Origin of the sequence: Bdellovibrio sp. HCB288, assembly GCF_047305935.1 — a bacterium.
Classification (GTDB): Bacteria; Bdellovibrionota; Bdellovibrionia; order Bdellovibrionales; family Bdellovibrionaceae; genus Bdellovibrio.
Genome location: NZ_CP178619.1, coordinates 2,983,564 through 2,997,413, shown reverse-complemented (window position 1 = coordinate 2,997,413; position 13,850 = coordinate 2,983,564). Strand labels below are relative to the sequence as shown.

The 13,850-nt window shown below is 40.2% G+C and carries 13 protein-coding genes; 1 reads left to right on the top strand and 12 read right to left on the bottom strand.

Annotation, left to right across the window (positions count from 1 at the left end):
- Positions 1-11 precede the first annotated feature (11 nt).
- The 11 genes from ACLVWR_RS14625 to ACLVWR_RS14575 all read right to left on the bottom strand — a co-directional run bounded on the left by ACLVWR_RS14625 (position 12) and on the right by ACLVWR_RS14575 (position 12,336).
- Complete coding sequence (locus ACLVWR_RS14625; protein WP_413581365.1) at positions 12-1,217, bottom strand: N-acetyl sugar amidotransferase; 1,206 nt, start codon at positions 1,215-1,217, stop codon at positions 12-14.
- A 35-nt stretch (positions 1,218-1,252) separates the two neighbouring features.
- Positions 1,253-2,179, bottom strand: a complete 927-nt coding sequence (locus ACLVWR_RS14620) for a methionyl-tRNA formyltransferase (RefSeq protein ID WP_413581364.1) — start codon at positions 2,177-2,179, stop codon at positions 1,253-1,255.
- Between the two features lie 8 nt (positions 2,180-2,187).
- Positions 2,188-3,234, bottom strand: a complete 1,047-nt coding sequence (locus ACLVWR_RS14615) for a hypothetical protein (protein WP_413581363.1) — start codon at positions 3,232-3,234, stop codon at positions 2,188-2,190.
- On the bottom strand, positions 3,227-4,312 hold the full coding sequence (locus tag ACLVWR_RS14610; RefSeq protein WP_413581362.1) for a DegT/DnrJ/EryC1/StrS family aminotransferase: 1,086 nt from the start codon (positions 4,310-4,312) through the stop codon (positions 3,227-3,229). The genes ACLVWR_RS14615 and ACLVWR_RS14610 overlap by 8 nt, the downstream gene beginning before the upstream one ends.
- Entirely contained in the window at positions 4,309-5,268 is a 960-nt protein-coding gene (locus ACLVWR_RS14605) for an NAD-dependent epimerase/dehydratase family protein (protein ID WP_413581361.1), read from the bottom strand. Before ACLVWR_RS14605 ends, ACLVWR_RS14610 begins: the two co-directional genes overlap by 4 nt.
- Positions 5,269-5,281: 13 nt before the next feature.
- Complete coding sequence (locus ACLVWR_RS14600; RefSeq protein ID WP_413581360.1) at positions 5,282-5,785, bottom strand: acyltransferase; 504 nt, start codon at positions 5,783-5,785, stop codon at positions 5,282-5,284.
- A 9-nt stretch (positions 5,786-5,794) separates the two neighbouring features.
- Positions 5,795-7,054, bottom strand: a complete 1,260-nt coding sequence (locus ACLVWR_RS14595) for an oligosaccharide flippase family protein (RefSeq protein ID WP_413581359.1) — start codon at positions 7,052-7,054, stop codon at positions 5,795-5,797.
- A complete protein-coding gene (locus tag ACLVWR_RS14590) occupies positions 7,047-8,411 on the bottom strand; it encodes a hypothetical protein (protein ID WP_413581358.1) in 1,365 nt (454 codons plus the stop codon). Before ACLVWR_RS14590 ends, ACLVWR_RS14595 begins: the two co-directional genes overlap by 8 nt.
- Positions 8,408-9,661, bottom strand: coding sequence for a UDP-N-acetyl-D-mannosamine dehydrogenase (gene wecC, locus ACLVWR_RS14585; protein ID WP_413581357.1), 1,254 nt, complete (start codon positions 9,659-9,661; stop codon positions 8,408-8,410). The genes ACLVWR_RS14590 and wecC overlap by 4 nt, the downstream gene beginning before the upstream one ends.
- Positions 9,662-9,892: 231 nt before the next feature.
- A complete protein-coding gene (locus ACLVWR_RS14580) occupies positions 9,893-11,134 on the bottom strand; it encodes an O-antigen ligase family protein (RefSeq protein WP_413581356.1) in 1,242 nt (413 codons plus the stop codon).
- An 80-nt stretch (positions 11,135-11,214) separates the two neighbouring features.
- Positions 11,215-12,336 carry a glycosyltransferase gene (locus ACLVWR_RS14575; RefSeq protein WP_413581355.1) on the bottom strand — a complete coding sequence of 374 codons (1,122 nt, stop codon included), beginning with the start codon at positions 12,334-12,336 and terminating at the stop codon, positions 11,215-11,217.
- 139 nt (positions 12,337-12,475) lie between these two features.
- Here ACLVWR_RS14575 and ACLVWR_RS14570 point away from each other — a divergent pair, with 139 nt between their 5' ends.
- Positions 12,476-12,997, top strand: coding sequence for a class I SAM-dependent methyltransferase (locus ACLVWR_RS14570; RefSeq protein ID WP_413581354.1), 522 nt, complete (start codon positions 12,476-12,478; stop codon positions 12,995-12,997).
- 6 nt (positions 12,998-13,003) lie between these two features.
- On the opposite strand, the gene ACLVWR_RS14565 is transcribed toward ACLVWR_RS14570, so the two are convergent.
- The gene (locus ACLVWR_RS14565; RefSeq protein WP_413581353.1) at positions 13,004-13,831 is read right to left on the bottom strand and encodes an N-acetylglucosaminyltransferase; all 828 of its coding nucleotides are present in this window, start codon (positions 13,829-13,831) and stop codon (positions 13,004-13,006) included.
- Positions 13,832-13,850: the final 19 nt, after the last annotated feature.

The following is a 13,850-nucleotide window of genomic DNA, read 5'->3' as shown; positions in this document are numbered from 1 at the left end:
ACCCTACTACCTTAGATATTATCTTTCGCCGTGTACTTAATATAAAAGCTCCATGGAATCAGATTTGCCTTTGCCATTAAATAGAAGAACGGTCTCAACTTTTCAAACATTGGCTTGTACGTCTTAAATTCTTTATAGGTTTTCTTTGGCAAAAGCATCAATCGTTCAAACTCAACCTGATCATAGTTGTATCGACGCAACACCATTTCAAAGAGATCCTTGTCAAAAGCAGGAGGCTCCGACAGACGCCGAACACCTTCTTCACGCGGCATTTGACCACTTCGAATTCTCCCAGAAAACCCGAGAGTTCGCATATCGATATCAAACTTTCTTGGCAGATAGTATGTGTGATAAAACGCTGTAATGCGGTTTTCCAAGTGATGACCGCCGTACCATTGCCATCCATACTTTTCGGAAATCATCTTTTTTACTGCAGCTTTGTCATAATCCAAATACCACAATGGACGAATTTTTTTTAAACGGTTAAACAACATCCACTTCAATTGTTTTGAAAATGAAAAGTCCGGAAAGGTTCTCATTGGCAGCTTCCCAAACTCACTATGAACACTCTCGATATACTTTGCATCCATATATATCCAACCCAAAGGCGCCATTCCCTCTGTTTTGAATGAATGCCCTTCGAAGATATACTGAATGCCAAACTTATCAGCAGCCATGTTTAAAGTAGCAGCTAAAGCAATATCCGTAGGAATCTCCAAATCAGGAGTGCTTGCTTGAAAAAACGATTTATAGATATCGTCATATTCGTTGTTATCAACCACGTAGGTCCATAAATCAAAATTAAGAACCTTGAGAGTATTTTTTATGTTTTGCTGCGCAATTGTCGTATTCCAGGTATTATCAAAGTGAACAGCTAAAACTCGAAGTCCATATTCTTTTGCAATGTGAAGCATGTATGTCGAATCTGTTCCACCGCTGACACCCACGATCACGTCATACTTTTTGCCTTTACCGGCAATTTTAATTTCCTCTACGATCTTCTCAAAATCAGATCTTCCTTTTTCACCACCAGGAAACTGAATTCTCAGCTCATCGTCTTTCTGGCAGTATATGCAAAGTCCTGCGCTATCGAATGAAATATTGGGAGTTTCAGAGTCATACAAACACTTAATACAAGAGACTAGATGTTTCTTTCTTTCCTGTCTGGCGTTCCATTCGTTTAACCATGCTTCTTCATCCAAGTATATTGAACCCATTTAACCCCACAAACTGAAATAATATTTCAAATAACCTATACAAATCGAGTTCGAATTGACTTCACGAGCATCGTTGGATCAACAACAGCCCCATTGTGAATAATTCTGTTAATTTTCAACTTTCCTTGACCCGTTATAACAACGACGTACTTGCGATCACGATTAATTTCTGAAATCTGCCCGGGCATTGCACAATACAATTCCGAATCCTCAAACAACTCGCAATCATCCACAACTAGTCTCTCGGAACCATAGAAGCAAAATGCGCCGCTAAATGGTCTAGAGCTAGCATTAACTAATCTGAGAATTTGCAAATTACTTTGACTCCAATTGATTCGGGAATCGTCAGGGATACGCGGATAACATCTCAGTGCATCCATAGGATTGCGCGATTGCTTGTAAAGAATATGACTTGGGTTCTTCTGCAATACATTTAAGGTTTCGAGATACAGTCCTGGGGTTACTTCATCGACCCAATCATAAATTTCACCGATCTTTGTGGCATCAGTAATTTCTTTGGACGCGCGATTTACAACATCTCCAGAATCCAACTCTCCACCAATCATGTACTGTATACACAATGGTATACTTGCCTCGCCATTAATTATCGCCCAGTTGGGAGTCGCATTTCCACGATATTTCGGCAGATCACCCAAATGCGCATTCAAGATACCCATTTTAAAACATTCGACAATTTGCTCAGAAATCGTACTTGAATAGTTCATGCTAACGCCAATATCAACGTCACAACTCGACAAAACACCCACATAGTCGTTTATTTTATTTGTACAAAGATACTTAGCTCCAATACGAGCAGAAAATCTTTCGAAATCCGCTTCCGTAACCAGGTATTCGGGAGCAGCTTTAGCTGTCACAACAAGTGGGATTTCAAATCCACTTGCAATGAGCAGTTCTGCCGTTTTAAGTAGCATTTGAGTTCGCCCAAGAATTGCAATTTTCATCTTTACACTCACCAGTACTTTTCAAATTCAAAAGCTAAAGCAGGATAATTTGTTTCCATAAACTTTTTATACTGAAAGCCTTTCAAGCCAAGACAATTTGCTTTGATCATTCCTTCTCCGACCGCCAAACCAGCGGTCTGCAAATCAACCAAAGCCATACTATCAATAAAATCTGTTCTAAAGCTCATGAAACCATACTTTTTAGGAGAAGCAGGAATCAAAGCGCATTTAACATTATTTACATCTACATTACCGCAAATATGGATCATAAGGTGATTACCCATTAACTCGCCAGAGGAAATATAAGCTCCCTCATCACCGACTAAAAGCTGTGCATCTTCATTCTCGACCAAAATAACCACATCATACTTTGTAATGTCAGTCGCGGTTTCATACCTGCTGACAACATCAACATTGTATTCATTTTGCATCAAAATTTTATTCACCGGGTCACTGAACTTTGAGCCCCCCAAAACTAGGATCTTTTTATTAGAAAAAGGGGTGATTTTTTGCTCTAGTAGCAAATACAATGCAATGAAGCCAATATATTCCATCGTGCGGAGTCGCTGATCGTGTTCATTAACGCCATAAACCTTAATACCTTTGGCAACGGCCTGTTTCAAATCAATATCAGATTCTCGAAATTCCCATGGTTCGTACATCAATGAAATTGCAGAGTCTTTAGTTAAAAGATCCATCAATTTCTCATTGATAGGCCTTACAAATCCTGAGTTTGTAACCACATCAATGTGATCATTGATTTCAGACAAATCTTTAATAATCTTAATTCTGGAGTTAAAACTTCTATCTGCAAAGCCGCCAATTAACTTTTGCATATCACTATTGATTTTTGAAAAATCACCGTAATCTGACTCTTTCGCCAGAGCGTATACTTTCGCACCTGCCATCGCTGCAATAACGGCGGTAACCGCATATACACCTGTTGCGGCTTCAGTAAGCACTACTCGGCCATCCATATTCAGATCAAACTTCTTTATTGATTTGATAATTTTAGTTTGGATATCCCGTGAATCACCATTCTTACTATTAGGCATTTAGTACTTTCCGAATCGCCTCAACAATGGGTTTTACATCCAACCCTTCGTAACACGGCAGTGTCAGCGTATTGCGTTCCAAAAATAAGGATGTTTGCTGAACATTGTTATACTTCTTCCTAAAGTAGGTTCCATTACTCATGCAATAGGTACCCAAAGTCGTTTCTACGCCATTCTTTTTAAGTTCAATTATAAGGTGATCTCTATCAATACCCTCAGGCACGAGGAAAACCATGGATTGAACATTGTACACAACATCATCAGCTACAGCTTGTGCTCTAAAACCAAGTGGTGACAAAAGATTGATATACTCATTGCGTATCAAATTTCGATTTTCAACAATACCATCTAGTTTCTTTAGTTGTTTTAGCCCCATAATGGATTGAAGTTCCGGCAATCGATAGTTGTAGCCAAAGTCTACGAAATCAAACTTTCCACCTTCGAAAACAGACCCGTGATTAAGTTTTATATCAAGTATTTGAGCCATGCGTTCGCTATTGGTGGTGATTGCGCCTCCCTCTCCCGTTGTCAGAAGCTTTCGGGGATGAAAACTAAAACAGGTCAGATCTGCTATATTGCCGCATTTTACGGAACGCTCACTGCTACCGATAGCGCAGGCCGCATCTTCAATTAATGGAATATTGTACTTGTTGCATATTTCTTTAATTCTATGGATTCCGGACGGATTTCCAAGCGCATCTACGAAAATGACAGCCTTTGTTTTCTTGGTGATTTTCCTTACCAGATCGTCGGGTAGCATATTAAATGTTGTTTTGTCGACATCGACAAAAACTGAAACTGCCCCAACATCTTCGACAACATTAGCAGTCGCAGGAAATGAAAAATCAGAAACAATAACCTCATCGCCCGCCTTAACGTCCAAAACTCTTAGACAAGCTGATAGGGCCGTCGTTGCAGAAGTTGCCAGAAATGAATATTTAGCCCCGGTATATTTTTTAATCTCTTCGCGAAATGCCTCTACATACTTGCCTTTGGTAAACCAGCCACTTTCAAAAACATCTCTGAATTCAGACTCGACTTCCTCAAAACTAATATAAGGTTTAATAAGTTTAATCATTTAATATTCTCCACATACCATTCAATGGTCTTTTTCAAACCCACATCAAACGGCGTTAGTTGATAGTCTATGAGCCCCTTCACCTTCAGATTGCTCGCATTGTGACATTCCACATCTGCGCCCCGAGCAGGCTTTTCCAATATTTGTCCTTTATACTTCATGATATCTGAAATCTGATGAATCAGCTCCTTTACAGAAATCTGACCATCCGTGGAAATGTTAACACTTCCACCAGGCTCCATGACGTCATATAACTTCACGATGGCATCCACAGTATCCAGAACAAAAATGAAATCTCTGCTCTGCTGTCCGGTGCCATGAACTTCAGGATTAAGTCCTTTTAGAATTTTATATGCTGTAATTGGAATTACGCCAGCCATATATCCTTTGTAATTCTGACGAGGACCGTAATTATTAAACGGACGTACAACAAAGGCATCCAATCCAAACATGTTAACATAGCTATTAACGGCAAGATCTGCGGCGGCTTTGCCTGCAGCATATGTTGTTGTTGGGTTAATTGGGTGTTTTTCATCCATCGGCTCGTAAACCGCGGTGCCATACACCTCGGATGTTGAGAAATGAACCAATGTTTTAAAGCTCCCTTTGCGTTGTTGTTCAAGAATATTCAAAACTCCAGATACATTTGTGTCGAACGCATTCTTTGGATTAACAAATGAGTAATTAAGAGCTTTGGTGGCACAGTTAAAAACAATATCGATATTATGCCTTGAAAAGATATAGTCCAAAGTTGAAGGGATCTCTATGTCATCCTTATAGAGTACAGCTCCTAATTTTTGAGCACTAACCAGATTAGCCTCATCACCAAGAAACATGTTATCAACAACGACAACATTCTTCGCTCCTGACTCAATTAACTTATCAACAAGGTGACTCCCAATAAAGCCCGCTCCGCCAGTAACCAGGACATTACTACCTTTAATGGTTGGTCTCATATCTTCTCTCCAATTAAACTTTTGATCTTTCGATTTTATTACCCATTTTATCAATAAAACGGTAGTGACGTGCTGGATTACCCATTACCAAACTATACGGCTCTACGTCCTTTGTAACAACGCTTCCTGCAGCGACCATCGCGTACTCACCAATAGTAACCCCGCAGACTATTGTTGCGTTCGCTCCAATACTAGCGCCTTTTCTTACGACAGTTGGCACAATCTTCCAATCCGTTACAAATGCCCGAGGAACCATGTCATTTGTAAACGTCGCATCGGGACCGACAAAAACATCATCTTCGATCGTCACCCCGGTAAATACAGACACACCATTTTGGATCTTACATCTGTCACCAATAGTCACAAACTCCGCAACATAAACATCTTTCCCAAGAATACACTGGGCGCCCACCTTAGTCTCTTCCCTTACCTGCACATTGATCCAAATCTTAGTTCCATCTCCAATCTTCGCGGAGTTAGAAATATGAGCAGTCTCATGAATGTAAACGTTGTCCATTTTAACCTTTCACCGTCTTCCGATCTTTGTCCAAAAGAAAGGAATAAAATAGTATTTTTGTCCCAAATAATAGTACAAGAAAAAATAGCAAAAACTACTAATGGCTGTTGCAATGACAGCCCCCATTAATCCCATCATTTTTATAAATACATATCCCAAGACAGCATTCATAAATAATGCGATCAAATTTATATATAGAACCAACCGAGTTATTTTTTGAATGAATATTCCTGGCACAAAATTAATAACGCCCGTAAACAAAATGGAAAGTGCGATCCATGGCACCAACACTGAAGACCCACTGTATGCAGAGGATGCCATGAGACTGACAACTACATCAGATCCCAAAAACAGACAGGCCACTAAAACTATACTTGCCAACAGGAAAATGTTAAAAAGTCGTGCAATTTGTCCAGGGGTATCAGGCTCTTTATATTTACTATAAATTATCGGCGTCAGTGCTGCTTGAGTCCCCATAGTAATCAAACCAATAACCGATGCGATTCGGTAAGCAAAACCATAAAGTCCCAGGTCACTTGGACTCAATAGATAATTAATCAAAAATCGATCTATATAAAGCATTGCATAAACAGTGAGTGTGGAAAAGACCAGGGGCAATGAAAACCGGGTAAGCTTTTTGAACGTTTCTGTCTCAAAAAATGGTCCGTAATATTCTTTTGAAAATACTAGAGACACACCGAAACCCACTACCGCACCAATTATCTGTGCAAAAAAAACAGCATAAAGCCCCAACATTCCATTACTCAGGAACAAGTAAGCCCCTCCCGCCGAAATAAGGCTATATAACACGCTGACTAGTACATTTTGCTTAACCTTCATTTGCCATCGCAATTGCGCACTCGCAAAATAGTAAAGGAAGTTGCATCCGTATGAAATAAGAGCAACGCGAATCAATCCTGCGTATCCCTCATCTTTGAAGAATTGCATCGATACTATTTCTGACATTAAAAGAGCTGGAACAACCAACAAAAAGTAAAAAAACAGAACAGACAAGAGCGACGTCGAAACAATCTTTCTTTTCTCTTCAAATGATTCTGCCTCTGGAAAGAATCGTGCGACTGCTTGATGAATTTCGAGACCTACAAAAATTGATAAGATATTCCCCGATACAAGCAACATATCCAACACGCCAAATTGCTCGGGGCTAAAATAAGCAGTGTATACCGGTAGGATCAAAAATCCGATCCCTTTAGACAGAATATTAGATAGCGTATACAGAAAACTGTCTTTTAAAAACATTCTAATCATGGAGCCTACACTCAATCCATCTAAATTTACCACTCGAGCTAACTGGAATTTTCTTCGTCAACTCCACCTGGTACTGGCTTCCTGATCCATAAATTTTTTCTAGATTTCCCAATACCTGACTAATTTCTGTTTTTAATGGCTCAAAGGTACTTTCGAATTCTGATTCAAAAATGACTATAAATTGTGCTTTATCAATCTGAATGATTTTGGCACCAGTTATTAAACGAAGGCTCTTAAATGGAAAGGTAACCAATGCCGGAGGAATGGAGTTCCCAAAAACATCAAAAGTAACATCTTCTTCACGCCCGTGAATCTTATCCACGACCGGGAACAAGCTTTTTTCCATTTTCTCAGGTAGCGCTTCAAATCCGTCTATGCTGTCAGTTACTCTGTAGCGGATCAATGGCATCACTTGGTTTATTAAACCAGTACCGATAATCTCATGATTCAATGAATCATGCTCTACAATGCCATAGGCGGGAATAAAATGATATTTCCGGTCTCCATCCCATGCGGCCAGCGCCACTTTTTCAGCCATCCCATAATGCACAATCTTTGCGCAATCAAACACTTCATCAATTTTTTCAATTTGCCAATCATACAGGGGTTCGGATGCCATCATAATAGCTTGTGGCTTGAAATGAACTTTTGCGCCGCCTAAAATATTGGCAAACTTCAACACAGCCGATGGGTATCCATGAATAAACTTATAACCCAAAGATACTATCTTGGTAACAATCAATGAAATATTACTTTCAGACATTCGGGCAATATTCACGCGCAACACGCGTTCATCCGGCATGTAAATATAGTCGACGTCACGGTCAATAAAGCCTCGAAGCTCAACCCTTCCATCACCAGGGAGATAGCCAACCCGCTTCCACTGATAGCAGATACTAGCCCACTCGCGCGACAAAGTATTCTTATCAAAATACAACGGCAGTGCCTTTCCAGTAGTTCCACTTGTGGAACCTACAGAAAGAGAATTAAAGTCGATTCCAGACAGAACCATTTCCTTACTAAATTGACGAACTTCATCCTTTGTCAAAAATGGGACTTTTGAAAAATCCCCCCATTCGCATAACTGGGACGGTTCAAAACCCGCCTTATTAAATTTTTCTCTATAAAAAGACGATCGCAGATAGGCGCTTTCAACCAAGCTTTTCAACTTATTGAATTGATATTCACGAACTTTATCAGGGGGCCACTTTTCCATTTCCTGAAGAAGTTGATAGAAAAACCAGAATTCCTTATCGAGCTTTCGTAAACTATAAGGAACAAGAGCCACCAGTCGTCGAGCAACACGCTCAAGGACCAAATTAGTTTTAATGGCTTTCTTAAGACCACCTAGGTTCATTTTGGGCTCGATATAGCATGAACCCCGCAAAAATCCAAAGCTACCTTCCCATGTGGAACCTCAATGCCCGCGAACTCTTTATGCTTAACCAAGAAGACTAAAATATCAGCCTGTTCAATGCTACGCTCGAGATCAACTAGCATCACATTGTTGTGTTCAGAAATGTTGGGTTCCACGGCAGAAACTGGCAAACCTAATTCTCTCAGATCGTGATAAACTTCTAAAGCAGGAGATTCACGCAGGTCATCAATATTAGGTTTAAAAGCCAAACCATAACATACAATATTCGCGCCTCGGCCGTGTTGAACAAAAAAGTCCTTGGCAGCATTTTGAATCTGTTTTACCACCCACTCCTGTTTATAATTGTTCACTTCTCGAGCCGTTCGAATAACACGCGCTTTCTCAGGCGCAGCACTAACCAAGAACCATGGATCTACGGCGATACAGTGCCCGCCAACTCCACAACCGGGCTGCAATATATTTACGCGCGGATGACGATTGGCTAAAGCAACTAACTCCCAAACATTAATGCCAAATTGGTCACACAAAAGTGACAATTCGTTTGCAAACGCAATATTTACATCTCTAAATGAGTTTTCTGCCAGCTTAGTCATTTCTGCCAGCCGAGCCGACGTAATGACACAATCACCTTGTACAAAAATTTGATAAAACTTCTGTGCACTTTTTGCACTGGACAGGTTTACTCCACCTATAACCCTACTGTTTTCAATCAGCTCTCGCAAAACTTGCCCAGGCAAGACTCGCTCAGGACAATACGCAATATAAACGTCACAATGCTCTTCGCCTTCTTTAGCAAAAGAAAGGTCGCCTCTTTCCTCCGCAAGCCACGCAGCAATTTGTTCAGTAGTTCCAACTGGAGAAGTGGACTCAAGAACAACTAAATCGCCTCGTTTCAGAACCTTGGCTATAGCTCTTGTAGCAGATTCCACATACTGAAGATCTGGTTTATGGTCACCTTTAAATGGTGTGGGCACCGCGATCAAAAAAACATCGGCAGGAGTTGCTTCTTTTGTTGCACGCAATTTCTTTGTACTAACAGCTAATTTAACAATCACATCTAAACCAGGCTCGACAATGTGAATGTCGCCTTTATTGATGGTTTCTATGACTGTCTCATTTACTTCAAGGCCGATAACTTCCACGCCCCGACTTGCCAAGACAGCTGCTGTCGGCAAACCAATATACCCCAAACCCACTACGCAAACTTTACGAATTTGACCAGAAATCATCGTTGATAATCCATGACTCATAAGAAAGGAAAAATGTCCCTAAAAAATGACATATATACATTGGGTAGGCAACTGAGTGATCCTAAATACTATCGGAATTGATGCAGACGTCAATTTTACGAACACTTTCGAACGCACGCCAGTCGCTTAGAAAGGCGCGATGCGCAATTCGAGATTTTCAAATTCAGAAACTGCATTTTTTTACTATAGCAAAGGACATCAGCTTATATTCTAAACTATGCTCGCCGTGCCTCGGCGTAATGGCATTAATGCTCCAACAAAGACACCGGAAAACAACAGCAAATAACTACGCGATTGGTGCACCATAAGAGGACAGTCTACCAATCCCGTTGCAATATGCGCTACCAACACGAAAAGTCCAGCAAGAGCAATATTTTTGTAAACACCCACTTGAGACCTATAATTTGAGTAAAAAAACTTCAACCCGATGACCATAATTGCAATATAAGCAAAGCCACCAACAATCCCACTACCAGTTAAAACCTGAAGCAATTGATTATGTGCGTGATTGATATAGTTGATATTCGCCCCCACCTCACGATTGATCAAACTAAACTTGCTATAATAAACCTCAAGCATTCGGAAGTTTTCATGTAGACCGATTCCGAACAGGGGATGATCCTTAAACATTTCCCAATTCATTCTCCAAAGGCCTGCGCGAACGCCCTGCGCACTACCTGCTGCAAAATCAAAAGAATAAAGAATTCGATCTTTAAAGCCAAAAATATTTCCGAAATACATTCCCAAGGCTAAAACAGCGACGCCAACTATTACGAATGCATTACGTTTAATCTTTAGCAACGCAGAGAGAGCCAAAAATACGATTGCCATCGCAAGCCACGTGCCCCTCCCCTGAGTGAAAAATACCATGACAGAAATAGCCACTATCGCCGCCAGAAGGAAAAAGTTATTTCTTTTTGAATTTACGTATTCAAAAGACTCCAAGGTCAAAAAGACTGCCCAAGGTATGATTACAGTATAGGCGAAAATATTTGCATTACCAAAAAAACCTTCCAATCGCCCCGTTCGTGCCGTCAGAAAATATTGGTAACAAACACCGAAAAGCAGCAGAACAACATATACAATGGAAAGAGCATCCACATTCACTTTATCATATTGCAACTTACGCCCCATATACACGCAGGCATAAAATGACAGAATCCATCTAAGACTTAACATTTCATCAATTTGCCGGGGACCAAACTCTGTCGCCGTCAGATACCCTAAAAGATTAGCCAGGACAAAAACGATTACCAGAATGTTTAATACTTTCAACTCGGAAAACATTCCCCGCAACGACTTCCAACCATCCCTATAGCTATCAAACAAAACTGTCGCAATTAACAAAACAAAACAAACGTCCGTAAATCTCCAGGAAACTGCTACGGAGAAAAAAAGTGCAATTGCCAAAATATTCCATCGCTGTTTACTTAGTTTTTCAAAAATGCTCATTACTTCTATTTCCAGTATAAAGAAATTCACTTCAGACCAATCCGCCCGGGCGGATTTCTCTCTATTTTAACTTTTTTCTTCTATTCGCTATCAAATGCTGAATAAAGCAGAGGTAGAATATTATCGACCGAATAATATTGTGCACGCTTTTCCGCTTTTCTTTCAAAATGTCCGCGTAAATCCGTATCTTTCAGATAGGAAGCAATATGATTTGCCAAACCAGTTGCATCATTCAGACCAAACAGTTTACCAAACTCACCATGGTTCAAAATGTCATCTGGACCTACTGGGCATTTAGTAGCAATTACTGCTTTCCTCAAAATCATCGCTTCGACAATAACCAGCCCGAAACCTTCTCGGTTTGCTGAATGCACAAAAAACTCAGAATTAAATATCCAAGGATATGGATTTTTTTTCGCTCCCAAAAGAAACACCATATCGTTAAGCGAATACTTATCAATTAATCCCTGTAACTCACCACGAAGCTCACCATCACCAATAATATAATGTCGATACGAATATCCTTTACACTTTAATATTCTTGCAGCTTCAATAACAGTTTGAAAATCCTTGCCAGGCACCAGGCGAGCGACAGAAACAATGAACTTTTTCTTCATCATTTCTCTATCTAATTCAGAAAGCTCTGCCTCATTCAGGGACTTGGCCTTTACATCTTCAATAACGAATGGATTTGCAATAACGACAAACTTATTTTTTAGTTCTGGGAAAAGACCGCTAAACTGTTCCCGCATTTCATCGCACAGTAGAACAATTTTATCGTAGTTACGGATTCTAAGTCTGTACTTGAGGCGCTCACAAAAGCCCATATGTGACTTGTCACCATGCATCCATAGAATAGATTTTTTAATCTTTAATCTATGAATGATTTTGTCCAGGACCGGCGAAAAATCTACGACAACATCGACATTACCAAGTTTCGCGAAAGAGGCACGGAATCTTTTTCTTAATTCGGCCTTATTACATCTAAGTTTTCCGTCCGCCTCATTAAATAACGTGTACACATTAATGTGAGAAGGAACTTCCTTAAGTAGATAATTTTTTTCACCCAGATCATCGCGTATGATCAAAGACACTTGATACAATTTTGGGTCAATTGTTTTAAGATATGTCGTTAGTACAACCTCAGCCCCACCAAAAGTAAGGTGCTCAGTTACAAAGACAATGTGCTTTCGCTCTGACATATTCAAAATCTTTCATTTACGACAACTTAAACAATCAAACTTTCTCAATAGGCTGTCAAAGTCAAAATGCAGCCTAGTGAGTTATATCTTTTCGCAAATTTTCTTTTACACCGACGCAGGCCGTGACTAAGATGACGGCATGTTAAAAAAATTAGACGTTGGCTGCGGAAATAATAAACCAGAAGGTTATTACGGAATTGATCAATATCCATTCCCTGCTGCCGACAAAGTTTTTGATTTGAATTCGCCAAATTGGCCTCTTCCAGACAATCACTTTGAGTTTGTGCGCGCAAGCCACGTGATAGAACACGTTCGCGACACTCAAGTCTTTCTTAAAGAGATACACCGAATTTGTCGCAACGGTGCCGAGATACTAATAGAAACGCCACATTTTTCCTGGATCGACTCCTGGAATGATCCCACTCATTTCTGGCACTTCTCAAGCGGCTGGTCACGCCGCATGGAAAAAGGTGAGTATTTATGCTATGTAGTTGGGGAGTTCGAAACTCTGGAAAGCAGAATTGAATTTAATAGCTCAATCAGAAGCCTGATTCCGCGATTCCTATCCAAAGTATTTGGACAGGAATCTTACGAAAAACACTATGCATTCATTTTCCCAGCAAGGAATATTCACACTCGACTCCGAGTGGTGAAACCCTAAAAGCCCCTACAGTAAAATAAGCTCTTCTAGCATTTTTTGGTTCTGTTGAACAAACTTGGGGAAACTCTCATCTATGTTGACAAATTTCGAATCAAGCTTGTCACCATAAAGACTTCCTCCATTGCGAATGATTTCTTCCACCTTTTTAGGATCCTTGAACTCGTCCTTGTTGTGTTCTTTATGCGCGTAAGCTTCGATCTTTTCGATAACCTTCTTCGCCCCTCCAAGATAACTAAAATGCCATCCACCGTTTGGCACCACAGTGATTTTATCAGTACTGACTCGATTTTCGCGATACAATCGAGTTTTCTTGATCGTCTTGATATCGGCGTAGTTAAGCATAACGGTGCCATACCAAGGCATATAACCATCAACCAATGGAATCGGCTCTGGATAGGTCTTGATGAAGCAATTCAGATAGTAGTAATAAAGCTTTTGCTGAAACACTTTGACACCTGGTTTCGATGCATACTCTTTCACTAGTTCCGGGCGCGGAATTTCATCCACATCAGATACAATGATCACATCATTTGGCTTACAGTCTTTAAGTCCATACAAGATGCCTTCTTTTTGATGATCGTCGTAATCCCAGGTTTTAGGAACTCTCCACTTCGAAAAAAAGTTCGGATACTTATCAACAACGACGTGTTCGATTTTATGCAAGAATGGCTTGAAACGCTCTTTGTTCTGTTCGAAGTACAGAGGTTTTTCTTTCTTCTGGAACGTGCGCGTGGCTTCAACCAGCACAAACTTATCAACAACGTCGTTTAATGTATTCAAACGAATCTCGAGAAGGTCCAGCTCATTAAAAAAAGCAAAGCAATCGTAAATCATAAGTTTCTATTTCCTGACT

Bases quoted from the DNA above. Each gene is read 5' to 3' on its own strand.
- ACLVWR_RS14615 (WP_413581363.1), bottom strand. From the start codon at position 3,234: ATGCCTAATAGTAAGAATGGTGATTCACGGGATATCCAAACTAAAATT.
- ACLVWR_RS14590 (WP_413581358.1), bottom strand. From the start codon at position 8,411: ATGAACCTAGGTGGTCTTAAGAAAGCCATTAAAACTAATTTGGTCCTT.
- ACLVWR_RS14610 (WP_413581362.1), bottom strand. From the start codon at position 4,312: ATGATTAAACTTATTAAACCTTATATTAGTTTTGAGGAAGTCGAGTCT.
- ACLVWR_RS14580 (WP_413581356.1), bottom strand. From the start codon at position 11,134: ATGAGCATTTTTGAAAAACTAAGTAAACAGCGATGGAATATTTTGGCA.
- ACLVWR_RS14595 (WP_413581359.1), bottom strand. From the start codon at position 7,054: ATGATTAGAATGTTTTTAAAAGACAGTTTTCTGTATACGCTATCTAAT.
- ACLVWR_RS14600 (WP_413581360.1), bottom strand. From the start codon at position 5,785: ATGGACAACGTTTACATTCATGAGACTGCTCATATTTCTAACTCCGCG.
- wecC (WP_413581357.1), bottom strand. From the start codon at position 9,661: ATGATTTCTGGTCAAATTCGTAAAGTTTGCGTAGTGGGTTTGGGGTAT.
- ACLVWR_RS14575 (WP_413581355.1), bottom strand. From the start codon at position 12,336: ATGTCAGAGCGAAAGCACATTGTCTTTGTAACTGAGCACCTTACTTTT.
- ACLVWR_RS14620 (WP_413581364.1), bottom strand. From the start codon at position 2,179: ATGAAAATTGCAATTCTTGGGCGAACTCAAATGCTACTTAAAACGGCA.
- ACLVWR_RS14625 (WP_413581365.1), bottom strand. From the start codon at position 1,217: ATGGGTTCAATATACTTGGATGAAGAAGCATGGTTAAACGAATGGAAC.
- ACLVWR_RS14605 (WP_413581361.1), bottom strand. From the start codon at position 5,268: ATGAGACCAACCATTAAAGGTAGTAATGTCCTGGTTACTGGCGGAGCG.
- ACLVWR_RS14570 (WP_413581354.1), top strand. From the start codon at position 12,476: ATGTTAAAAAAATTAGACGTTGGCTGCGGAAATAATAAACCAGAAGGT.
- ACLVWR_RS14565 (WP_413581353.1), bottom strand. From the start codon at position 13,831: ATGATTTACGATTGCTTTGCTTTTTTTAATGAGCTGGACCTTCTCGAG.